General features: G+C 71.9%; 18 protein-coding genes. 8 read left to right on the top strand and 10 right to left on the bottom strand.

What is annotated here, in order from left to right; genetic code table 11:
- Positions 1 to 126: 126 nt before the first annotated feature.
- Entirely contained in the window at positions 127 to 1,602 is a 1,476-nt protein-coding gene (locus IPG72_15295; GenBank protein MBK6770341.1) for a hypothetical protein, read from the bottom strand.
- 143 nt (positions 1,603 to 1,745) lie between these two features.
- On the opposite strand from IPG72_15295, the gene IPG72_15290 reads away from it, so the two are divergent.
- The gene (locus IPG72_15290) at positions 1,746 to 4,688 is read left to right on the top strand and encodes a DUF2339 domain-containing protein (GenBank protein MBK6770340.1); all 2,943 of its coding nucleotides are present in this window, start codon (positions 1,746 to 1,748) and stop codon (positions 4,686 to 4,688) included.
- A 42-nt stretch (positions 4,689 to 4,730) separates the two neighbouring features.
- Here the strand turns inward: IPG72_15290 and IPG72_15285 are convergent, their stop codons facing one another.
- Entirely contained in the window at positions 4,731 to 5,180 is a 450-nt protein-coding gene (locus IPG72_15285) for a hypothetical protein (protein ID MBK6770339.1), read from the bottom strand.
- A 71-nt stretch (positions 5,181 to 5,251) separates the two neighbouring features.
- Positions 5,252 to 5,680 (bottom strand): GNAT family N-acetyltransferase, encoded by a 429-nt coding sequence (locus IPG72_15280; GenBank protein MBK6770338.1) that lies wholly within the window; start codon positions 5,678 to 5,680, stop codon positions 5,252 to 5,254.
- A gap of 108 nt (positions 5,681 to 5,788) precedes the next feature.
- Here IPG72_15280 and IPG72_15275 point away from each other — a divergent pair, with 108 nt between their 5' ends.
- The 6 genes from IPG72_15275 to IPG72_15250 all read left to right on the top strand — a co-directional run bounded on the left by IPG72_15275 (position 5,789) and on the right by IPG72_15250 (position 11,987).
- Entirely contained in the window at positions 5,789 to 6,667 is an 879-nt protein-coding gene (locus IPG72_15275; protein MBK6770337.1) for a hypothetical protein, read from the top strand.
- Between the two features lie 114 nt (positions 6,668 to 6,781).
- A complete protein-coding gene (gene purD / locus IPG72_15270; protein MBK6770336.1) occupies positions 6,782 to 8,206 on the top strand; it encodes a phosphoribosylamine--glycine ligase in 1,425 nt (474 codons plus the stop codon).
- Positions 8,203 to 9,288, top strand: coding sequence for a formate--phosphoribosylaminoimidazolecarboxamide ligase (locus IPG72_15265; protein ID MBK6770335.1), 1,086 nt, complete (start codon positions 8,203 to 8,205; stop codon positions 9,286 to 9,288). The genes purD and IPG72_15265 overlap by 4 nt, the downstream gene beginning before the upstream one ends.
- Positions 9,285 to 10,415 carry a DUF1297 domain-containing protein gene (locus IPG72_15260; GenBank protein MBK6770334.1) on the top strand — a complete coding sequence of 377 codons (1,131 nt, stop codon included), beginning with the start codon at positions 9,285 to 9,287 and terminating at the stop codon, positions 10,413 to 10,415. The genes IPG72_15265 and IPG72_15260 overlap by 4 nt, the downstream gene beginning before the upstream one ends.
- 35 nt (positions 10,416 to 10,450) lie before the next feature.
- Positions 10,451 to 10,987, top strand: a complete 537-nt coding sequence (purE, locus tag IPG72_15255; GenBank protein ID MBK6770333.1) for a 5-(carboxyamino)imidazole ribonucleotide mutase — start codon at positions 10,451 to 10,453, stop codon at positions 10,985 to 10,987.
- A 16-nt stretch (positions 10,988 to 11,003) separates the two neighbouring features.
- Positions 11,004 to 11,987 (top strand): phosphoribosylaminoimidazolesuccinocarboxamide synthase, encoded by a 984-nt coding sequence (locus IPG72_15250; protein MBK6770332.1) that lies wholly within the window; start codon positions 11,004 to 11,006, stop codon positions 11,985 to 11,987.
- Between the two features lie 27 nt (positions 11,988 to 12,014).
- On the opposite strand, the gene IPG72_15245 is transcribed toward IPG72_15250, so the two are convergent.
- The 7 genes from IPG72_15245 to IPG72_15215 form a co-directional block, all read right to left on the bottom strand.
- The gene (locus tag IPG72_15245) at positions 12,015 to 14,366 is read right to left on the bottom strand and encodes a glycosyltransferase family 39 protein (protein MBK6770331.1); all 2,352 of its coding nucleotides are present in this window, start codon (positions 14,364 to 14,366) and stop codon (positions 12,015 to 12,017) included.
- Between the two features lie 4 nt (positions 14,367 to 14,370).
- The gene (locus tag IPG72_15240; GenBank protein MBK6770330.1) at positions 14,371 to 14,787 is read right to left on the bottom strand and encodes a hypothetical protein; all 417 of its coding nucleotides are present in this window, start codon (positions 14,785 to 14,787) and stop codon (positions 14,371 to 14,373) included.
- Between the two features lie 3 nt (positions 14,788 to 14,790).
- On the bottom strand, positions 14,791 to 15,546 hold the full coding sequence (locus tag IPG72_15235; protein MBK6770329.1) for a hypothetical protein: 756 nt from the start codon (positions 15,544 to 15,546) through the stop codon (positions 14,791 to 14,793).
- A 159-nt stretch (positions 15,547 to 15,705) separates the two neighbouring features.
- Positions 15,706 to 16,437: a hypothetical protein gene (locus IPG72_15230; protein ID MBK6770328.1), complete on the bottom strand. Its 732-nt coding sequence runs from the start codon at positions 16,435 to 16,437 to the stop codon at positions 15,706 to 15,708.
- Positions 16,434 to 17,489, bottom strand: coding sequence for a 50S ribosomal protein L11 methyltransferase (locus IPG72_15225; GenBank protein MBK6770327.1), 1,056 nt, complete (start codon positions 17,487 to 17,489; stop codon positions 16,434 to 16,436). Before IPG72_15225 ends, IPG72_15230 begins: the two co-directional genes overlap by 4 nt.
- Positions 17,490 to 17,566: 77 nt before the next feature.
- Positions 17,567 to 18,697, bottom strand: a complete 1,131-nt coding sequence (gene dnaJ / locus IPG72_15220) for a molecular chaperone DnaJ (GenBank protein MBK6770326.1) — start codon at positions 18,695 to 18,697, stop codon at positions 17,567 to 17,569.
- A 556-nt stretch (positions 18,698 to 19,253) separates the two neighbouring features.
- A complete protein-coding gene (locus IPG72_15215) occupies positions 19,254 to 20,216 on the bottom strand; it encodes a hypothetical protein (GenBank protein ID MBK6770325.1) in 963 nt (320 codons plus the stop codon).
- 89 nt (positions 20,217 to 20,305) lie between these two features.
- Between IPG72_15215 and IPG72_15210 the strand changes: the two genes are divergently transcribed.
- Entirely contained in the window at positions 20,306 to 21,562 is a 1,257-nt protein-coding gene (locus tag IPG72_15210) for an NAD(P)-binding domain-containing protein (GenBank protein ID MBK6770324.1), read from the top strand.
- The last annotated feature ends 85 nt before the right edge of the window (positions 21,563 to 21,647 follow it).

The raw sequence follows: 21,647 nt of genomic DNA, 5'->3' as shown, positions 1-21,647 counted from the left end.
GGGGGGAGCGGATTATAGCCAATGGAGGGCGACGGGTTGTCGGGCGCCTGGGCGGGGTGGTCCTAAGGCGGTCTGAAAAGGACACGGGCGCAGGAGAACCAACGGCTTCGGCCGTTGACTCTGCTGCTATGGTTGGGCGGCAATCCAAGCGGCGGAGGCGGTGAAGAGGTCATCGTCGGGCGCCAGCGCGGCGGCCCTGGCGATGTCGGCGCGGGCCGCCGCGGAGCCGGGGGCGGCGAGCCAGGTGGACCAGCCGCGGAGGAAGTGGATCGGGGCTGCGTCCCACTGGAAGTCCGTGGGCGCGCCGGCCAACTTCGGTCCATAGTTCAGCGCGCTGCCTGCGGCGATACCGATCCGTTCGGCGAGCGCCGGGACATTGCCTTCGGCGGGCGTGCCGACGACGAGGGGCGAATCGGGCGCGAACAGGAGCTCGGGCGTGAGGGCCCGCAGGGCGTCGACCGCGCCGGGCCAGTCGCCGAGGAACACGTGATGGAGCACGGGGTACGGGTTGCCGGATCTCGTCAGCGCTGCACGGGCTTCGAAGTTCGCGTCGACCACGATGCTGTTGTTCCGCAGGATGTCCCAATTGGCGTTCGATGCGGTGACCGGTGCGCCGGGGGGCGCCGGTTGGGACTGCAAGGCGCTGCGGGCCAATGCGGCCGCCGTCTCCCAGAATCCACCGGCGACCGCGTCGAGCGCGTAGCGCGCATCGTCGGCGTTGTCGTCGTCCGCAACGGGCTGGAGCACGATGGGCTGCAGTCGATCGCCATCCCACTTCAGCACACCTACGCTTGCCTCGCGCACCCCGCACGCATAGCAGAACACGTAGGCGTCCGTCTGGTCGATCACCAGCTCACCGATCCCATCGTCGTCGAGGTCCTCGACGTGCCCGACGCCCGGGAAACTGTTCGATGCGTGCGCTTCGAGCTCGAGGTGCTCGCCGTCGAACGAGAGGACGGCGAAGCTGCCGCTGTGGGCGCCGATGCCGCCGTCGACGGTCAGCCAGAGACGATTGGGTTCGATCTGCACTTGGGCGACGCCGCCCTCGCCCATGTAGTCCGGGCCGTAGTACGCGTCGACATCCGGCGTCGCCGCCGCATCGGCCTTGGACACGTCGCCGCCGAGTTCCATGCGATCGAGGACCCGCCACGCATCGCCCTCGCGGGCCAGGATGGCGACGGTGTGCGGTGTTTCGGCGCCTGCGTCGAAGCTGCGGAGGCCGGTGGTGTAGGCCACCCACAACGGGTCGCCGGACGGGCTCGACACGCCGAGCGTCGCGACGGCGTCGAACGTCTCGGCGGCGGCGCTGGTGATGCCGATCTCGGCGAGCGTCGGCGGGGCGGCGCCGGCGGGGATCTCAGGCGGGGCGGGCAACGTCGGACGGTCGGCCGTTGTCTCGGTCGGGGCGGTGGTGGGCGCCAGCGCCGTCGCTGCGAGGGTGGCGGTGTTCGGCGGGGTGGCGACGGCGCCGTCAGGCGATGGCTGCGACGTCGTCAACGCCGCCGGCGTGCACGCAGCCGGGGTGAGCGTGAGAGCGAGGGCGAGGACGGTACCGGCGGCACTCGCGGCGCGCTGACGGCGCCGGGGCAACGGGCAGGACATCGGCAGCGCCTTTCGGTGGGGAAGGAGGCGATCATCGGGAGAGGCCGGGATGATCGGGCGTCTTTGGTTCGAAGGTCGGTGATATGCTACCCCGGTCGCTGCAGCGCCGGCGAACGACGGGCCGATCAAAGGGGAGACGGGCGATGGGGTACGAGATCCTCGGGGCATTCCTCATCTGCGGCCTTGCGCTGCTGCCGTTTGCGGCATTCGTCGTCGTGCTCAACCTCCGGCAGCGCGTCCAGCGGCTCGAGCGCGAGGTGAGCGAGCTCAAGGGGGCCACAGGAGGCGAGCGGAAGGGCACGGACGGTGCGACGTCGGCACCCCCGGTACCGGCCCCGGTCGGCCGTCCTGTGCCCGTCCCGGCGCCCCAGCCGCCGCGCACGGCGACCTCGAGCCCTGCGACACCGAGCCCCGTGATGCCATCGACGCCCGTGTCCGCCCCGACCGTCGCCGCGGCTGCTGCGGGCGTCCCGACGGCCACCACGACGTCGCCAGAGGTGTCGCCGCCTGCACCGCCCGCGCCCATTGCACCACCGCCCGCCAGGCGCGGCGGCGGGTTCGAGCGGATGCTCGGTACGCGCGGCCTGCTGTGGGTCGGCGCGATCCTGATCGCGCTGGCCGGCGTGTTCTTCTTCAAGTGGGCGATCGACAACGGCTGGTTCGGCGAGACGGCGCGCGTCGTGACGGGCATCGTGTTCGGGCTGGGCGCGCTCGGCGTGGCCGAGCGGATCCGGGGACGGTCGCGCTCCGTGGCCGGCGGCACGGCGGCGGCCGGCATCGCGGTGCTCTACACGACGTTCCTCGTCGCAACGAACATCTACGGGCTGTTCCCGCTGGCCATCGGCAGTCTGTGCATGGCGGCGACAACCGCGGTCGCCGTGCTGCTTTCGCTGCGCTATGGGCCGGTGATCGTGATCATCGGCATGATCGGCGGCTTCCTGACCCCGGCGCTGCTCGACGTGCCCGACCCGAGTCCGCTGCGGCTGTTCGGTTACCTGGCGCTCCTGCAGCTCGGCGTCGTGACGGTGGCCCGCAAGCGCGACTGGTGGTGGGCCGGTCTGGCCGTGCTGGGCGGGGGCGCCGCGTGGTTTGTGCTCTGGCTGCTGAGTGGAACCTACGATCCCGGCGACGGGACGGTCCTCGGGTTCTTTGCGCTGTTCGGCGCCGCGACGACGATTGGCGCGGCAAGCCGGCTCGGCCGGGGCGGCGACGAGTGGAGCGCGCAGCGCGAGGCGATCGCGGTGGCGGCGGGTTGGGCGGGCGCGATCTACGCCGCCTTCCTGCTGGGCATCAGCCTCGACACCGGCGGCTACCGGCTGACGGACTGGCTGTTCATCGGCTTCCTCGGCGCCGGCTCGCTCGCCCTCGGCCGGTTGCGCGCGGACTGGGATCGTGTGCCCTGGCTGGCGGCGATCACGACCGCCGTGCTGCTGCTATCGGGCGCCGCGCAGGACGGCGACGTACCGGCCTGGCTCGTCGGGGCGTTCGGCGTCCTGTTTGCCTGCGGCGGCTACGCCCTCGGCTGGAGTGCGGCGCGTGTCGACCGATGGGCGGGCTTCGTGGCCGGCGTGTGCTTCGCCTACTTCGTGGTCGCCCGCAATGTGCTCTGGCCGGACAGCCTGCTCTATCCCAACGGGATGCCGATCGCCTGGGGCACCGTCGCGACGATGCTCGCGGTCGTGCTCGCGATCGCGGCCGTGCCGATCGCCCGGCGGCGGGCGAGGTTGGGCGGCGTTCGGTCGGGGGGCGCATCGTCGGGCGATGCGCTGTTGGGCAAAGCGCTGACGGCCCCATCACCGGCAGCGGCGCCCTCGGTCGCCGGCCCGGCGGCGCACGACCGCGCGCTGGCCGCGCTCACGATCGGCGTCGTCGCGCTCCTGTTCATCGGCGCGAGCATCGACCTCGAGGACTGGTGGCTGGCCGTCGGATGGGCGGTGATCGCGGCCGGCGCATGCTGGACGGCGCGGTGGCTGGGGCTGTGGGCGTTGGCGCAGACGGCTTGGCCGCTGGCGGCGCTCGTGACGCTCCGGCTCCTCGTGGTTCCCGAGACGGCAGCGTTCGAGATCGGCCCGACGCCCGTTGCGAATGCGGCGCTGTTCGGATATGGGGTGCCGATCGCGGCACTGCTGGCGGCCGCGCACTGGGCGTCGGGCCTGCGAGTTCGTCGATCCGCCGCTCCTGGCGCCGTCGCATCAGCCGGCGCCGCGGATGTCGCCGTCGCGCCGACTGAGAAGGCAGTCGGCAGTGCGCTCGACAGTGCGCCTTGGCGCCGCCCATGGACGGACCGCGCAGAGACCAGGCTGAGCGAGGCGCTGCGATGGATGGCCCTGGCGCTCACCGTGCTGCTCGTGCACCTGCTCGTCGGCCATGGATTCCACGGCGAGCTTGGCCTGTGGGACCCGGGCGACGGGCGGTGGGCGATCCTCGAGTGGACGCTGCACGTCCTGACGCCGCTCGGGCTGGCGTTGGCGCTCCGATTCGCGGCGCGACGATGGCCGTGGCGGGCGGTCGTCATGGGTGGGTGGCTGTTGGCGTGGTGGGGGCTGGTGCTGACCGTCGTCACCTGCCTGGCGGTCGCCAACCCGTGGGCGAACGGGATGCCGGTCGGACCGTGGCGGGTGTTGAACGGGTTGCTGCTCCTGTACGGCGTGCCGGCGGTGCTGTGCTTCCTCGTCGCCCGGGCGGTGCGGCCCGACGAGGATCGATGGCTGCAGCGGGCGGCCGCGGCGCTCATCGGCGTCCTGGGGTTCGCGCTGTTGTCGCTCGAGGTGCGTCAGGCGTTCCACGGCAGCGTGCTCACCGTCGGCGAGACGACGACGCGCGAGATGTACAGCTACTCTCTGGCTTGGACGATCTTCGGGATCGCGCTGCTCGGCCTCGGAATCCTGCGCAAGCTGCCCGCGGCGCGCTATGCCTCGCTGGCGGTGATGATCATCACCGTGTGCAAGGTGTTCTTGTTCGACGTCGCGGGGCTGACCGGGCTGTACCGCGTTTTCAGCTTCCTCGGCCTCGGCGTGTCGCTGCTCGGACTGGCCTATGTCTACCAGCGCTTCGTCTTCCGCGTCGCGCCGGAGGAGGAGGCGTGACGGCCTGGCACGCGTGCGGCCCGCTTCACCGTGCGGCCGGCTTCACGTCGTCCCCTGCACCTTCGCCCGCCGCTTCGTCTCGTCCGCCAGCAGCCGCGCGTACGCCCCGCGCCACAGCGCCTCGGTCCGCGTCAGCTTGACGACGTCGACGTCCGCGAACCGCGGCACGAGCGTCGCCAGGACGACCGGCAGCCGGGCCCAGTCGCCGACGCGGATGAGGTTGCCCATGCGGTCGGCGGTTCGATCGGCCCAGTCCCAGTCGTTGCGGAGCGCGTCGCTCTTCAGGTAGTAGCCGCGCTTGTCCCAGACGTCGGCGCTCTGCGCCACGCCGTCCGTGATCTCGCGCAACGCCAGGACGATGAGCGAGGCGATGTCCTTGGCCTCGGCATCGAGCTCCGGCTTGGCCATCAGGCGGTTCAGGCACTCGGCGATGGTCCGGCGCAGGCGCGAGCGCTGCGCTCCGGTGGAGTCGGTGTTGATCACGCGGCCCATGGACGGCTCCGGGGCGAAAGATGAACGGATGTTCGGAAGCGGGGCGATGGTAGGATGAGCGGTGCAAGGCGTCAAGCGGGCAGGTCCGCGCCCGCTTGGCGATCGTAGTTCCGAACCGCCATCCCCGTCGTCGTCTGCATCCCCAGCCGCGCGTAGAACGGTTGAACGTCCTCGTCGCACAGCAGATCGATCATGTAGTGATCGTCGAGCGCCGCCAGGAGCCGCCGCATCAACTCGGTGCCGATTCCGCGACCCTTGTACGCCGGGAGCACTTCGAGGAGCGGGATGTAGGCGCACAGCACGCCGTCGCTCACGGCGGTGACGAAGCCGACGACGTGGCCGGTGGCCGCGTCGATGGCCACGATACGGTGGGTGCTGCCATGCAGCAGCGCCAGGTGCGTCGCGGGCGTAGGCGGGTTGGGTGACCACCCGTCCCAGAACCCGCCGCGCAGGTGGTCGGGTGAGAGGTCGTCGACGTGGTCCTGATAGCGCACCGACATGCCTTCGCTCCTTTCGCATGGGCGTTCGCGGCGCAAGTCATCGATCCGGCGCCGAGCCCGATCCGCATCCGGCGCAATCCGCATCCGGCGCAATTAGAATACCCCCCGATGTCGACCCCCACCCCCATCGGCCTCTTCACGACGTTCACCGGCCCGAGCTCCCGCGACGGCATTCTGGCCATCGTCGACGCCGTGCGCGCCGGCCGGGCGGGCAATGTCGCCATCGCCTTCATCGCCGTCAACCGCGTCGCCGGCGAGAGCGCGGACACGGACGCCTCCGTCGACCTCCTCGCGGCACGCTTCCCCGATGTCCCGATCGTCCGCACATCGGCAGTCCGCCACGCGCCTGCGCAGCGAAAGGCGGCGCGTGCCGCCGAGGCCGCCGGCGACCCGGCCCCGCTGATGGCGTGGCGCGACGCATACTACACCGCCCACCGTGAGCGGTTGCCGGCGACGGCCCTCGACTTCCTGCTGGGCGACATGTGGATCTGGGGCCCGCGCGAGTGCGCCGAACGGCGCGGGGTGAACCTGCACCCGGCGCTGCCGTGGGGGCCGCTGGGGAAGATGTGGTTCGACGTGATCTGGGATCTGGTCGAGCGCGGGCCGGGGACGGCGGAAGCACCGGCCGAGTCCGGTGCGATGCTGCACCGCGTGATCGTCGAGGTCGACGAAGGGCCGGTCGTCAGCTATTGCCGGTACGCGATCGCGTCGCCGGACCTCATGCCGCTGTGGGCCGCGCTGCCGGGCGGCGACGGCGACCCGGCCGCACGCGCCGAGCGGGCCGCGTACATCGCGGGGGAGCGGGCGAAGAAGCGGGAGACGGGGGACGCATTGTTTTGGGCGATTCGGCGGCGCGGGGTGATGCGGGAGGTGCCGTTGATGCTCGAGACGATGCGGGTGGTCGGGGAAGGGTGGGGGGTGGCGCCGCAAGTCGATCGAGGGGTGGACCTGACGGCGGTTGTCGACGCCGTCGTGGGCGACGGGTGACGGCGGGATTCCACCGCGCTCGTCGTCGATCCCTGCTCGCCCGCACGTGATAGAATCGCGCCCCTGAGGGCTGTGCCGCCGGCCGGCTTGTCCCGTTGAGGAGATCCAGCGCCCATGCCCATCCCCCACCCCGCCCGCGTCCTCGTCGTCGGCTCCGGCGGCCGCGAGCACGCGCTCGCCTGGGCCATCGCCCGCTCGCCGCACGTGAGCGAGGTGATCGTGGCGCCCGGGAACGGCGGTACGGCGCGGGAGGCAAAGTGCCGCAATGTGCCGGTACAGGTGTACGACATCGACGGCCTCGTCGCACTCGCGTCGCAAGCAGACGTCAACCTCACCGTCATCGGGCCCGATGACGCTGTGGCGGCCGGGCTGGCGGATGCGCTGCGGGCCGCCGGGCACGCGGTGTTCGGTCCGTCGCGGGAGGCGGCGCGGATCGAGAGCAGCAAGGGCTGGGCACGGGCATTCATGGCCCGCTACGGCATCCCGGGCCCGGCGTTCGCCACCGCCTCGAGCGTCGAGGACGCGCTGCGCGCCGTCGCGGAGCTGGGCGGGCGGTGCGTCGTGAAGGCGGATGGGCTGGCGATGGGCAAGGGGGTGGTGGTGTGCGACGACGCGGTGGAGGCCGGGGCGGCGGTCACCGCGATGATGGAGGACGGCGCCTTCGGTCCGGCCGGCGCGCACGTCGTCGTCGAAGAGCGGATGGAGGGGCCGGAGCTGTCCGTCATGGCGATTTCGGACGGCAACACCTATCGACTGCTGTCGCCGGCGCAAGACCACAAGCGCGTCGGTGAAGGGGACACCGGACCGAACACGGGCGGCATGGGCGCGTACGCGCCGGCGCCGATCGCCACGCCCGAGCTCATGGCGCGGATCGAGGCGACGATCATCGCCCCTGCGCTGGATGGCCTGCGCGCCGACGGGCACCCGTTCACCGGCTGCCTGTATGCCGGACTCATGCTGACCGGTGATGCGCCCCACTACGTCCCCAAGGTCGTCGAGTTCAACGCCCGCTTCGGCGACCCCGAGACCCAGGTACAAATGCCGCTCGTCCAGAGCGACATGGCCCTCCTCTTCGCGCTCGCCGCCGCCGGTCGTCTGGCCGATGCGCCGTTCGACCTCGCGCCCGGCGCCGCGGCGTGCGTCGTCCTCGCCTGCCCCGGCTACCCCGGCCCCGTGACGACCGGCGCGACGGTGAACGGCCTCGACGGCGCCGACATGCGCGGCGGCGTCAAGGTCTTCCACGCCGGCACGCGCCGCGAAGAAGACGGCACCGAGGTCGTGCGCACATCGGGCGGACGCGCGCTCGGCGTCACCGGCGTCGGCCCGAGCGTCGTCGAGGCGCTCCGAACGACGTACGCGGCGATCGGACCGGGCGGCGTGCACTTCGATGACATGGTCGTACGGCACGACATCGGCTGGCGGGCGCTGACCGATGCGATCGGCGACAGCGTGGACGGCGTCGAACCCGTGGACGGCGTCGACGCCGCAGGGCGGCAGATCGGGGATGACACCGATCTGGGCACGGGCGCCGGCGCATGACCCGACCGCTCATCGCCACGCTCGGCAGCCACTCGGCGCTGCAGATCCTGCGCGGCGCGCACGACGAGGGCTTCGCGTGCGCCGTCGTCGCGCCGGCGGGCAAGGACACGCTCTACCGCCGCTACCCGTTCATCGACGACGTCATCGCGATCCCGTCCTACGACGACTTCGAGGCGCTCGAGGACGATCTGATCGACCGCCAGGCGCTTCTCGTTCCGCACGGCAGCTTCGTGGCCTACCTCGGCGAGACGACGAACCAGACGCTGCGCGCCGGCTACTACGGCAGCCGCGCCGTCCTCCGGTGGGAGGGCGATCGCGATCTGCAGCGGGAGTGGCTGACGGCCGCGGACGTGCCGATGCCGGCCGGGTTCGCCACGGCGGACGACATCGGCGCGGGCGACTGGCCGGTCATCGTGAAGACGTTCGGGGCGGCCGGCGGCCAGGGCTACTTCCTCGCTCGCTCGCGCGGCCACCTGGACGACCAGCTCGCTGCGCTCGGCCACGGTCGCTACACCATCCAGCGCTACATCGTCGGCGTCACGCTCTACGTCCACTACTTCCAGAGCGTCGTCCACGACCGCCTCGAGATCCTGTCGATGGACCGCCGCTACGAGACGAACGTCGACGGTCTCGGCCGGCTGCCGTGGCACGTCCAGCAGGCCGTCGAGCCCGTACCGAGCTACGTCGTCGTCGGCAACAGCCCGCTCGTGCTGCGGGAGTCGATGCTCGAAGAGGCGTACCGAATGGGCGAGCGCGTCGTGCAGACCGCGCGCGATCGGATCGACCCGCGCGGCTTCTGGGGGCCGTTCTGCCTGGAGACGATCATCACGCCCGACCTGCGGTTCCACGTGATCGAGATCAGCTGCCGGATCGTCGCCGGCACGAACCTCTTCGTCGACGGCAGCCCCTATGCCGCGCTGTGGTTCGACGAGCCGATGAGCACCGGGCGGCGGATCGCGCGCGAGGTGCGGGAGGCGCATGCGGGGGGCACGCTGGGTGAGATCGTGACGGGACACGTGCCGAGATGGGACCGATTCGATCGCCAGGGCCGCACCGACCCGATGAACGAGGCCGCGCGATGACCGACTGGCTCGACGACCGCATTGCCCAACTGTCCGGCGACAAGCTCACGATCGCCACCCTGGGCAGCCACTCCGCCCTCGAGATCTGCCGTGGCGCCAAGCTGCAGGGCTTCGGCACGCTCGTCGTCGTCGAGAACGGCCGCCACCGCACCTACGCCGAGCACTTCGCGACGGACGCCGCCACCGGCCGCGGCTGCGTGGACGCGACGATCCTCGTCGACCGGTTCGCATCGATCATGGCGCCCGAGGTGCAGGCCGAACTCAACGCGCGCCACTGCGTCTTCGTCCCGCACCGCTCGTTCGAGGTCTACGTGAACGACCTCGACGCGATCGAGAACGACTTCCACGTACCGATGTTCGGCAACCGCCGGCTGCTCCGGATCGAGGAGCGCGACCAGCACCCGAACCAGTACGACCTGCTGGACGCGGCCGAGATCCGCCACCCCAGGCTTTTCGCCAGCCACCGCGACATCGACCGCCCCGTCCTGGTCAAGGTCCTCGAGGCTGCGCGCGGCTTCGAGCGGGCGTTCTTCGTCGCCCGCACGCCCGAGGACTTCGAGCGCGTCGCCGAGGCGCGGCTGGCAGCAGGGACGATCACCGAGGCGGCGCTGGCCGCCGCGACGATCGAGGAGTTCGTCCTCGGCGCGCACGTGAACTTCAACTTCTTCCAATCGCCCCTGACCGGGCGCGTCGAGCTCCTCGGCACGGACACGCGCCGCCAGACGAACATCAGCGGCTTGGCGACGGTTCCGGCGACACTGCAGGCCGAGATCCTCGACTACATCGCGCCGAAGTACGAGGAAGCCGGCCACGTGGCCGTGACCGTTCTCGAGAGCATGCTGGAATCCATCTTCGAGGCCGGCGAGCGCTTCGCCGCGGCGGCCGCGCGGCTGTACGCGCCGGGCGTGATCGGCCCGTTCGCGCTGCAGAGCATCGTCGTGCCCGGACCGCCGAAGAAAGACTTCGTCGTCGTCGACGTCAGCCCGCGCGTGCCCGGATCGCCCGGCATCGGCGCGACACCGTACAGTGCCTACCTGCACGGCCGCTCGGTGAGCGTGGGCGAGCGGATCGCGATGGAGCTGAAGGCGGCGGCGTACAAGGGACGGTTGGGCGAGCTGTTGACGTAGACCGGCCACGGTCGCAGGCGCAGGAGGCTAGTTCGATGTCGAGTTCCAACCCACGGGTCGCCATCCTCATGGGCAGCGACAGCGACCTCGGCATGATGCGCGCCGCGGCCGATGTCCTCGACCGCTTCGGCGTACAGCACGAGGTGCGATTCCTGTCCGCGCACCGCTCGCCGGCCGAGACGGTCGAGTACGTCGAGACAGCGCCGGACCGCGGGGTGCGGGCGTTCATCTGCGGGGCGGGGATGGCCGCGCACCTGGCGGGCGTCGTCGCGGCGCACAGCGTTCTGCCCGTCATCGGGGTGCCTCTCAGGAGCGAATCGGCAGGGTTGAACGGCGTCGATGCGCTGTATAGTACGGTGCAGATGCCGCCCGGCATCCCGGTGGCGTGCGTCGGCATCGGCCAGGCGGGCAACGCGGCTCACCTGGCGGTTCGGATCCTGGCGCTCGGCGACGCGGAGCTGGCCGGGCTGCTCGAGGAGTATCGCATCGAACTGGCCGACGGGCTGATGGCCAAGAACGCGCGGCTCGACGAGATCGGGATCGACGCCTACGTGGCAGGACAGCAACGATGACCGTGGGGGACATGCGATGACGACACTGACCGACGACCTCGCCCGCTTGGCCGCCATCCCGACGACGGACGTCCTGACCGTCGACCTGCCGCTGCCCGGCAAGGAGCAGGGCAAGGTTCGCGACATCTGGCGTGTCGGCGACAAGCGGATCATCGTCACGACGGACCGCCAGTCCGCCTTCGACCGCGTCGTCGGGACGATTCCCTACAAGGGCCAGGTGCTCACGCGTCTGACGCAGTGGTGGTTCGAGCGGACGGCCGACATCGTCCCCAACCACGTCGTCGATGTCCCGGACCCGAACGTCATCATCGCCCGCGACGCACGCGTCTGGCCGGTCGAGATGGTCATCCGCGGCTACATCACGGGCGTCACGAAGACGGCGCTCTGGTTCAACTACGACCAGGGCAAGCGTCGCTTGTACGGCATCGACTTTCCTGATGGGCTTCGCAAGAACGAGCGCCTGCCCGAGCCGGTCATCACGCCGACGAGCAAGGCGACGTCGGGGGAGCACGACGAGATGATGACGCGCGAGGAGATCCTGGCGGCGGACTTCGTGCCGGCGGATGTCTACGCTCAGATGGAGGACGCCACCCGCCGCCTCTTCGCCCGCGGCCAAGAGCTGGCGGCCGAGCGCGGCCTGATCCTGGTGGACACGAAGTACGAGTTCGGCGACGTCGACGGGCAGCTGACGCTCATCGACGAGATCCACACCGTCGACAGCTCGCGCTTTTGGATGCTGGACAACTACGCGGCGCGCTTCGCCGCCGGCGAGGAGCCCGAGACGTTCGACAAGGAGTTCCTCCGCCGCTGGTACGTCGACGAAGCCGGCTACCGCGGCGACGGCGACCCGCCGCCCCTGCCGCGCGCGCTGGCGGAACGCATGAGCCGGCTGTACATCGAGGCGTTCGAGCGCCTCACGGGCGAGGCGTTCGTGCCGGATTCGGCGGATCCGGGGGAGCGGATGGCGTTGAATCTGCGGGTGGCGGGGGTGTTGGGGTAGGGGTGCGCCGGGACGGGCGATGGGGGATCAGCGCGGCGTCACGGTGACGCGTGCGACCTCGAACGCATCGCCGCCGGTGTCGGGCGCGAGGCGCTGACCGGTGGCGGGGTCGTACAGGCCGAGGACGAGGCGGTAGCCGTCGCCGGGTTGGGTGTCGGGGGGGACGCGCAGGGCGATGAGGTCGAGGACCGGACCGTCGGGCGTCCCGCTGTCGTACGGTTCCGCTGGCGTTGTGGACCCATCGAGCGGAGACGCGCGCCAATCCGATGTCGACAACATCCCGCCGTGCGGGCGCATGTCGCGGGTCGTCACCATTCGTCCGTCGCGATCGACGAGTTGGGTGAAGACGACATAGTCGCCATCGGCGGGACGCACGGCTCGCCAAGTGACATCCAGCGTCATGTAGTCGCCGGCACGCGCGTCCAGGACCAACGGCCGCCGTTCCGGCGACACCCCGCCGTATGCGCCCGTGCCCGGGCGCGCCGGTGCTGCGACGACCTCCATCAGCTCGATGACCGCGCCGAAAACGACCGAATTCGCGGTCACGGGACGGCTGCTCGGCTGGCGATCCGCGACCCATGTTGCGAGCCGCACATTGCCGAACCAACGGTCATCGACCTTGTAGCGGTTCGCGTTCAGCCACGCCTCGACCCGGCCGTCCGGATCGCTCTCGTTCGTCGCCCAGAGAACGGCGTGGACGTCGCGATGGCGCGCCCCCAATGCCGCCAGAGCGTCGTTCGTCGCCTCGACGTCGACGGGCCGGCCGATCGGCAGCGGAAACGTCGCGTGCGCTCCCCGATCGTAAAATCCAAAGACCTCCACCTGCGTCGGCGCGTTCAGCACCACCGCGTCGTCCGGCCCTGCCCGCGCCGCGATCTCGGCGGCGATCCCGCGGTAGTTGTCCCGCTGATACGCCGCGTCGTACGCGTTCGCACGCCAGACGACCAGCCGCGGCCAGAAAACGATGCCCAGCGCGATCGCGCCGACCACCGCACCGACGATCGACCCACCGCGCCGCCGCCACCTCCCGCCCCCGTCGCCCCCATCCTCCGCATCACCCGCACGCCGCCCTCCCCCCGCACCCCCGCGTAGGGGCGACGCATGCGTCGCCCTCGCCGTCCACCACCCCCGCACCGCCTCCGCAATCCCCACCACCCCCAACGCCAACAACAACTCGAACCCCGGCGCCCCCGCGATGATGAACTTCGGATTCCATGCCGGACGCCGCAGCGAAGCCACCCAAACAAGGACCGGCGGCACCACCGCGACGACGATCGCCACCCCCACCGCCCACCGCCCCCTCCACCGCTCCCCCATCCCCGCCCCAGATGCCACCCCGTCGCTCCCCAACACCCCCCCGCGTAGGGGCGATGCGAACGCGTCGCCCACAGGCCGCCCGCGCCGCAACGATCCCGGGCGCCACGCCCACGCCGCACCCACCACCACGACCCCCGCCATCATCGCCCACCACCACCACCCTGTCACCGGCCCCTTCACCCCAACCGCGTACGTCCCCACCGCCTCCCGCCCCACAAACCCGAGCGCCACCGGCGCCCCGAGCGCCGGCCAATCGCGCAGCACCGGCCACGCCCTTGCGATCCACGGCGCGAACAGCGCGGCGGCCACGGCATACGCGCCGATCCAGCGGCCCATCGATGCGCGCGGCAGGACGCCGCGCCGCCGCCACACCGCCGCCCAGCCGAGCGCGATCACCGCGCCGCCGACCGCCACGGCCGCCGCGCCGGCAAGGTACTGCGTGTAAAGCGCGGCCGTCGCCACGAGAGCGATCAGCGCGGTGCGCGCGGCGGCGGCGACCGGGCGCACCGCGACGTCGGCACCCCTGTCCCCGGCACCCCTGTCCCCGGCACGAACCCCGTCTCCACGCCTGACCAGCGCATCGACATCGCTCACCGCGAGGGCGACGAGACACGCGCCGAGCGCACCGGCCAGTACGTACATCCGCACTTCCTGGCCGTACCAGATCAAGTAGGGTGATGTGGCCGCCAGCAGGCCGGCGACGAGCCCGAGCCGCGAACCGCCCATGCGCCGCCCGATCGCCAACGTCGCGGCCACCTGGGCCGTGCCGAGGACGGCTGACAGCGCCCGCAGCGCCACGACGCCGTGGCCGAAGAGGCGTGACCACGCCGCGAGGAGCAGGTAGTAGAGGGGCGGGTGGATGTCGCCGGCCGCCGCGGTGACGATCTCACGGGCCGTCCGCGTCGCCAACTGGGCGCTCGTGCCCTCGTCGTACCACAGGCTCTGGGCGTCGGCACGGAAAAGGCGAGCGGCGAGGGCAAGGGCGACGATGAGCCACGCGGCGATCGTCGCCGCCGCCGACGGATCGAGCGCACGGAGCCGTGGCCTGTCCGTGATGCCCACGGGCCTACTGCCGGGCGACGTTCTCCGCGGGCACGATGCCGTACTCGGTGCGGGCCGTCTTGAGGACGCGCAGCAGCGTCTCGGGGTTCGAGCGGTTCAGGCGGCGGTGCATCTCGACGGCCGTCATCGGCTCGTTGACGTTCTCCACGAGGGCGCGCAGGAGCGCGTTCGTCAGCGGTGTCGACGGCGTGATGTAGTCCGGCTGGTAGGCGCGCTCGGTGAGGACGCGTGCCCACAGCGGATCGATCTGGCGGACTTCGGCGGTGCGGGGATGGATGAAGTCGATGGCCGTGTTCGTGGCGCGCGTGTCGTCCTCGGCGCCGACGATCTCAGCCAGGAAGCGCCCCAGGTTTCGGCCGTGCGTGGCCCACCAGTTGAGGTCGATGTGAAACGGAGTGTGGATCGTGGCAATCGTGTGCATGGATCAGCCCAGCGTAGCCAGCGTCCACAATGGCGCCTCGATGGCGCCGACATTGCGGAATCGCTTGTCGGTGGACAGCGCCAGGTCAAGCCCCAGCTCGCGCGTGGCCTCGGGCGCGGACTTGTCGACGTCCAGATCCTTCAGGATCTTCTTGGCGGGTAACGGTTCGCCGGCCAGCATCAGGATCGCCTCCGCCAAGTTGCGATGGCCGGTGTTGACCTCCGGCAGAAGCGACTTCAGGATCCACCGGTCACCGAGGTTGGACCACTCCCCGTCGCCGCCAATCCGCTCGCGCAACCGGGGCTCGATCACACGGGACCACTTGTCGGCCAGCGCGTCGGCATCCAGGTCGCCGATGGCCTGCGCCAGCTCGTGCGGGAACCCGATCCCGGCGGCGAACTCACGCCGCCGCCCATCGAGCGTTACGGCGATGACGTCGTATGCGCCGTACTGTCCCGGGTTGTTGCCGGGCCGCACCGCCTCAACCTTGCCGTTCGCCCCGCCCACGGCCGGGAAGACGAGCTTCTGGCCGACCTCGAACCGGTTGACCGGCATGTAAACGGCGCCGTCGCCTTTGGTGTTGACCGCTTGCGCCGCCAGCGCGGCGGATACCCGCCGTCGGACCACGGTCGCCGCCAACGCCACCATCGTGGCAGGCTGCAAGACGTCGAGCATATGGGCGTACAAGGCCTCGAGGTCGTCACCGGAAGGTTCGAAATCCTCGATCCAATACTCTGCGCTATCGATGCGGTTCGGCATATTCGGGGTCGTGTCCGGTCGGGCGACGGGTTGAGGCCGGGCAGTTCAACCTTTTGATGATAGTCGGGGGTGTGGGAGCCGTCAAGGCCGCGAACGGTATCTTGCGGCGGCCGATCTGAGGCGCGGTGTCGGTGCCTCGCGGAGCGGCCGCACCCGGAACTATGCGGGCTCGAGCGCCGCGAAGACCTCGCCGAGCATGGCCAGCGCAGATGCCACCGGATCGCCATCCGGCCATGCGACAGCCACCGCGCCGCGTGCTGCGGCGCGGGCAAGCTCATCGGGCGCGTACGCACCGGCGGTCGGGCAGAAGAGGGCAACGGTGAACGGATGGTTCGGCAGCGAGGCTCCGACAGGCGCAGCGCCGGCGACCCCCATGAGGACGGCGGCGCCGGCGCGTGCGGCGCGGTCGACGGCTTGGTCGAGGAACTCGGCGTCGCCGAGGAGCGGCCGGCGGCCCCAGCCGGCGGCTTCGGCCGCTTCCTGCACGACGGTCGCCAGCATCGCCGGCTCAACGGGCATCACGTCGACCCGGCTGGCGGACGAGAACACCGGCGCAATCGCCACGACGCCGGCCGTCGTCGCGCCGCCGGCGAGCGTTCGCGCCGCGGGGGTGTCCAGCGGGCTGTAGTAGAGGCTGACCTTCGTCCGACGAGCCGCTGCCAACCGCCGCTCGACCATGCGGCCGGAGCACGCGGCCGAGCCGACGCTCGTCAGGTCGATCCAAGCCGACCAGCCCGAGCCGTCCAACGCGACGATGCGGTCGCCCGCCGCGACGCCGCGCGCCGCGAGGGCCGCGGCGTCGTCGCCGTCGAGGCGGAGGGCGCCGTCATGCAGCGCGCCGCGCGGGACGAACACGCGCAGCGGATCGGTGGTCGTCTGGTCCGCCGTCATCGTGCACCGGCGTCGGACGCCGATTCGGCCCTGCGAACGGCCACGAGCGCCACCCAGTCGCCGTCGACGCACACCGCGGGCGCAGCGAAGCCGGCGGCGCACAATGCGGCCGCCACATCGGACGCCTGCTCCGCCAGGATGCCGCTGGCGATGAGCGACCCCCCCGGCCGTGTCCAATCCGCCAGCCCGCCGGCCAACTCGATGACCGTCGGTGCGAGGATGTTGGCGACGACGAGATCGAACGGCGTCAGTGCCGGGGCGTCTGCCGCAGCATCGGCTGCAAGGGCGCTCAACGATCCTGCCCGCGCGTCCAACAGCACGCCGTTCGCCGCCGCGTTCGCCCGCGCCGTCTCGGCCGCGCGCGGGTCGATGTCCACGCCGACGACCTCGCCGGCGCCCACCAGCCCGGCGCCGATCGCCAGGATCCCGCTGCCGACGCCGACGTCGAGGACGCGGTCGCCGCCGCGGACGTGCTCGGCGAGGGCGATCAGGCACAGCCGCGTCGTCGGGTGCTGGCCGGTGCCGAAGGCCATGCCCGGGTCGAGCCGGATGACGTGGGGAACGATCGGAGCGGGCGCATCGAGCATCGGCGGCGCATCTCCGCTGTCATCGGCGACACTGTCGGCGTCGGCGAGCAACGCCGCATCGGCATCGATCCAGCTCGGGACCACGAGGAACGGGCCGACGCGCTGCGGCGTGTAGTGCGCCTTCCATGCCTCGGCCCAGTTCGCCTCGGCCAGCTCGCGGACGATGGCCTCCGGCAGCGGGTAGATCTGTCCGAGGTGCCACAGGCCGATCTCGACGCGCAGCCGCGCTTCGGCATCGCCGGCCGGGAGGTAGGTCCGAACCCAGGTCTGCGGGCGTGCGTCGTCGTACCCCGACTCGGCGCCGCGGACGCGCGTCTCGATGACGGCGCCGCCGCCATGTCGCTCGAAGAGCTCGAAGACGGGCTCGACGAGTTCGCCCTCGACCGGCACGGCGATCTCGATGAGCGCCGTCGAAACCGCCGCGTCAGATCCCGTTGCGTCCGATCCCGTCAGGTCCGATCCCATTGCGTCCGACAACGCGCCGGGCACAACCTCGTCGCGGTCCGTCGAGGGCTGCTGCGGCGATGCGTTGCCGGCGTGCTTCACGAGAAGCGCTCCTTGACACGGTCCCAGAACCGGCTGCGTGAGCCGCGCTCGACGACCTCGGCGCGGGGCAGCGTGCTGCGGAGCTGCTCGAGGAGGTCGCGCTGCTCACGGGTGAGCTTGTCGGGTGTTTTGACGAAGACCGTGACGACCTGATCGCCCCGTCCCGTTCGCCGGAGGTGTGGCACGCCCTCGCCGGGGATCCGCAGGTTGTCGCCGGTCTGGGTGCCGGCGGGCAGCTGGACGGTTGCCACGCCGTCCAGCGTCGGGACCTCGATCTCGGCGCCGAGGGCGGCGTCGGCTGGGTTGATCCTCAGATCGAGCAGGACGTCATCGCCGTCGCGCTGGAACGTCGGATCGGCCTCGACGTCGAGGACGATGAACAGGTCGCCGGGCGGCCCGCCGTGTCGGCCGTGCTCGCCCTCGCCGGTCAGCCTCACCTGCGTGCCCTTGTCCACGCCGGCCGGGACGTCGATCTCGAGCGCCCGCGTGCGCTGCGAGCGGCCGCGGCCGCGGCAGTCCGGGCACGGCGTCTCGACGTACAGCCCGGTGCCCTCGCACTCGGCGCACGTGCGGACGTTCACGAGCTGGCCGAGCATGCTCTGCTGCACGTGGCGCACCTGGCCGGTGCCGCTGCAGTGCGGGCACGTCGTCGGCGCCGTCCCGGGCGCTGCGCCCGACCCCTCGCACCCCTCGCACGTCTCACGCCGCACGACCTCGATGCTCCGCCGGACGCCGAAGACGGCCTCCCGGAACGTCAGCTTGAGCCGCAGCCGCATGTCGGCGCCGCGCTCGGCCTGCGGACCGCTCGGCCGCTGCCGCTGCCGGCCGCCGAAGCCGCCGAAGAACTGCTCGAACAGGTCGGAGATGTCGCCGATGTCGACGCCGGCCGCGCCGCCGCCCGCCACGCCGCGCACGCCGGCGTGGCCGTAGCGGTCATAGGTGGCGCGCTTGCGGGGATCCTTGAGGACCTCATACGCCTCGCTGACGGCCTTGAACCGATCGGCCGCAACGGGATCGGGGTTCACGTCGGGGTGGTACTGCCGCGCAAGGCGCCGGTAGGCGCGCTTGATCTCATCGTCGGTGGCGGAGCGATCGACCTCGAGGGTCACGTAGAAGTCGGTGGCCATCTGTCCTGGGACTCCACGAAACAGTCGGTGGGCGGGCGATGGGCGCGCGGGACCGACCGGCTGGGGACGGGGTTCGGGTGAGTATAGCGGGCAATCCCCCGCCGGGGGCGGGGGGGGGCGGGGGGGCCGGGGGGGGCGGGGCGGCGCGGGGCGGGGGGGCGGGGGGGCCCGCCCGGCCCGCGGCCCGGGGGGCCCCCCCCCCGCACCCCCCCCCCCCCCCCCCCCCCCCCCGCCAGGGGGGTGCGGGGGCGCCGGGAGGGCGAGGCAGGGACGGGGCGCAGGCGGGGCAGGGCGCATGGGGTGGCGGTGTGTCAGGATGCGGACGCCGCAGGGCGCACGGGAGACCTCGCCGCCCAGTCCCGACTCGCCCAGGCGCACGTCCCCCCGGTTCAGCGGACTTCCGGGAGCCGCCGAGGCCAGGCTGGCCGCCGATCCGCTCCGCCCGACGCCGCCCAAGGCCGGCACAAGGCCAGGCTTGGCCCGTCAGGTCGAGCGCCAGCGGTACGTGATCCCGACCGAGCGCGCCGCGGCGTGCGGCCACCCAGGGAACGGACGTTCAACCGGGCGCCCCGGGATCGGGCGTCGGTGCCATGGCGTCCGATCGCGGGCCGCCACGCGTGTGCCGATCCGCCGCGCGGTCCCAGGTCGCCTGCGGGGCATCCGACAGACGTCCCGCTAACACGGGCGGGGGGGGGGGCCCCGGGGGGGCCGGGCCCGGGGCCCCGCCGGTCTGGTCGCCGAAATTGCCCGGGTCACCGTCCGGGAACGGCCCGCCGACCCGCGCCGCCACGGGCCAGGTCGCCGGCACGGGCCGCGACGCCGCCGATGCCGCCCCGTGGCCGCCGCGGCCGAAGCGCGCGAGGACGAGCGTGAGGTACGGGACGTGCTCGAGGGGGGGCTCGCCGCCGATGAGGACGTGGACGCCCTCCGGCGGCAGGCGGTCGAGGACGGCGCGCAGGCCGTCGCCGCGCTCGAGGAGGCTGACGATGCCGCGGCGCGATTCCGCCTCGGCGAACTCGGGGGCTTCGATGCACTCCGCCAGGCCGGCGTGGTAGAGGCGGGGCACGGTCAGCTCGAGCGGCAGCGCCGCCGTGCCGGCGACGGTCGGCGTTTCCGGCACGGCCACGAGGCCCGCCGCGCCCGTCGCGCTGGCCACGGCACCGGCGGCCAGGCGCAGCCAGCGCTCCACGTCGCCGCCGGCCTGCTGGAACTGGTGGCGGATCGTGCGCATCTCGCGCGGGGCGAGGGCGGCGTGGCGCATCAGGCGTTCGACGAACAGGCGGTAGCCGGCGACCGTCGGTACGCGTCCTGCCGAGGTGTGCGGCTGGCCGAGGAGGCCCATGTCCTCGAGCGCGGCCATCTCGTTGCGGATCGTCGCGCTCGAGACGCCGAGATCGTAGTGGTCGATCAGCCAGTGCGAGCTGACGGGCTGGCCGTGCGCGATGTGCTCGCGCACGATCAGGCCGAGGACGAGCGCGCGGCGCTCGGTCAACAGGACGTCGGGACTCCGGTGGGACATGGCGGAACGATAGACGGCCGCGGCCGGCACGTCAACGGCATTGTCCGAGGGTCTATCATCCGATCGCCGGCCCGCGAGGGTGGGCGGAAGTGGCAACCTTGGCCGTCCGCGGCGAGAATTGCCCGACGGCTGCCTTTGGGATGGACGACGAGGACGTGGGCGTGGGCCAGACGAGATCGGTGGATGTGGTCATCATCGGCGCGGGCGAGTCCGGCCTTGCGGCGGCCTATTTCGCCAAACGGGCCGGCCTGGACCATGTCGTCCTCGAGGCTGCGGATGTGGCCGGATCGGCGTGGCTGAACCGCTACGACAGCTTGGTGCTGTACACCCCGCGCCGGTTCTCCGCCCTGCCCGGCCTGGCGATGCCCGGCCGCCCCAACGGGTACCCGACGCGCGACGAGATCGTGGCCTATCTGCAGCGCTACGCCCGGGCGATGGACATCGACGTGGCGTACGGCGAGCCCGTGCGGCGCGTCACGCTGGCCGCAGCGCCGCGTACCGCGGCCCGATCCGCGTCCACGCACGCCGGCCATGGCGTCCCGGGGTTCGTCGTCGCCACGGTCACGGGTACGTGGCGGGCGCGGGCCGTCGTCGTGGCGGCGGGCGGGTGCCATCAGCCGATCGTGCCCGAGTTCGGGACGCAGCTGCCGCGCGACATCTTCCAGATCCACTCCGGCGAATACCGCAATCCCGGCCAAGTGCCTGGGCGGCGCGTGCTCGTCGTCGGGGCCGGGAACTCGGGCGCACAGATCAGCGTCGAGCTGGCCGACGCCGGCAAGGATGTGACGATCGCCGTCGGCGACCGGATGCGCTTCATGCCGCTGACCGTGCTCGGCCGCAGCATCTTCTGCTGGGGCGAGACGCTCGGCTACAACTACATCGGTCCCTCCAACCCGCTCGTGCGGTGGACGTTCGGCACCGGCGAGGTGATCATGGGTTACGCCCTGCGCGATGCCCTCCGGGATGGCCGCATCCGCTCTGTCGGCCGCGTGCTCGGCTTCGCCGCCCGCCACGGCTTCCTGGCCGCTGACGACGCCGGCGCCGCCGCGGCGATCGGCGGGTTCGAGGCCGTGGTGTGGTGCACCGGCTTCCGCCCGGACCACGGTTGGCTGGCGATCGACGGCGCGCTCCGGCCGGACGGACAGCTGCGGCAGGCCGGCGGCGTCGGCGAAGTCCCCGGGCTGTACGCGATCGGCCTGCCGTGGATGCGCAGCCGCGTCTCCGAGCTGATCGGCGGCGTCGGGCGGGACGCGGCGTGGGTGATGAAGCGCGTCGAGCGGCAGCTGGGCGAGAGCGCGGCGTCGGGTGGTGGCGGACGCGTGGTGGCGGTGGATGCGCTGCGCTAGTCCTCTGTCACTGCAGGGTCTGCTTATAACTCCCTCTGTCGGATATCCGAAGTGTGTCCAGTGACGGAGTACCAGCGCGGCTGCC

It is taken from the genome of Candidatus Avedoeria danica (assembly GCA_016703025.1).
Lineage (GTDB): Bacteria > Chloroflexota > Anaerolineae > Epilineales > Epilineaceae > Avedoeria > Avedoeria danica.
This window is presented reverse-complemented; position numbering and strand designations above follow the sequence as displayed.

Coding starts and splice junctions, on each gene's coding strand:
- IPG72_15295 (MBK6770341.1), bottom strand. CDS start 1,602: ATGTCCTGCCCGTTGCCCCGGCGCCGTCAGCGCGCCGCGAGTGCCGCC.
- IPG72_15290 (MBK6770340.1), top strand. CDS start 1,746: ATGGGGTACGAGATCCTCGGGGCATTCCTCATCTGCGGCCTTGCGCTG.
- IPG72_15285 (MBK6770339.1), bottom strand. CDS start 5,180: ATGGGCCGCGTGATCAACACCGACTCCACCGGAGCGCAGCGCTCGCGC.
- IPG72_15280 (MBK6770338.1), bottom strand. CDS start 5,680: ATGTCGGTGCGCTATCAGGACCACGTCGACGACCTCTCACCCGACCAC.
- IPG72_15275 (MBK6770337.1), top strand. CDS start 5,789: ATGTCGACCCCCACCCCCATCGGCCTCTTCACGACGTTCACCGGCCCG.
- purD (MBK6770336.1), top strand. CDS start 6,782: ATGCCCATCCCCCACCCCGCCCGCGTCCTCGTCGTCGGCTCCGGCGGC.
- IPG72_15265 (MBK6770335.1), top strand. CDS start 8,203: ATGACCCGACCGCTCATCGCCACGCTCGGCAGCCACTCGGCGCTGCAG.
- IPG72_15260 (MBK6770334.1), top strand. CDS start 9,285: ATGACCGACTGGCTCGACGACCGCATTGCCCAACTGTCCGGCGACAAG.
- purE (MBK6770333.1), top strand. CDS start 10,451: ATGTCGAGTTCCAACCCACGGGTCGCCATCCTCATGGGCAGCGACAGC.
- IPG72_15250 (MBK6770332.1), top strand. CDS start 11,004: ATGACGACACTGACCGACGACCTCGCCCGCTTGGCCGCCATCCCGACG.
- IPG72_15240 (MBK6770330.1), bottom strand. CDS start 14,787: ATGCACACGATTGCCACGATCCACACTCCGTTTCACATCGACCTCAAC.
- IPG72_15235 (MBK6770329.1), bottom strand. CDS start 15,546: ATGCCGAACCGCATCGATAGCGCAGAGTATTGGATCGAGGATTTCGAA.
- IPG72_15230 (MBK6770328.1), bottom strand. CDS start 16,437: ATGACGGCGGACCAGACGACCACCGATCCGCTGCGCGTGTTCGTCCCG.
- IPG72_15225 (MBK6770327.1), bottom strand. CDS start 17,489: ATGGGATCGGACCTGACGGGATCGGACGCAACGGGATCTGACGCGGCG.
- dnaJ (MBK6770326.1), bottom strand. CDS start 18,697: ATGGCCACCGACTTCTACGTGACCCTCGAGGTCGATCGCTCCGCCACC.
- IPG72_15215 (MBK6770325.1), bottom strand. CDS start 20,216: ATGTCCCACCGGAGTCCCGACGTCCTGTTGACCGAGCGCCGCGCGCTC.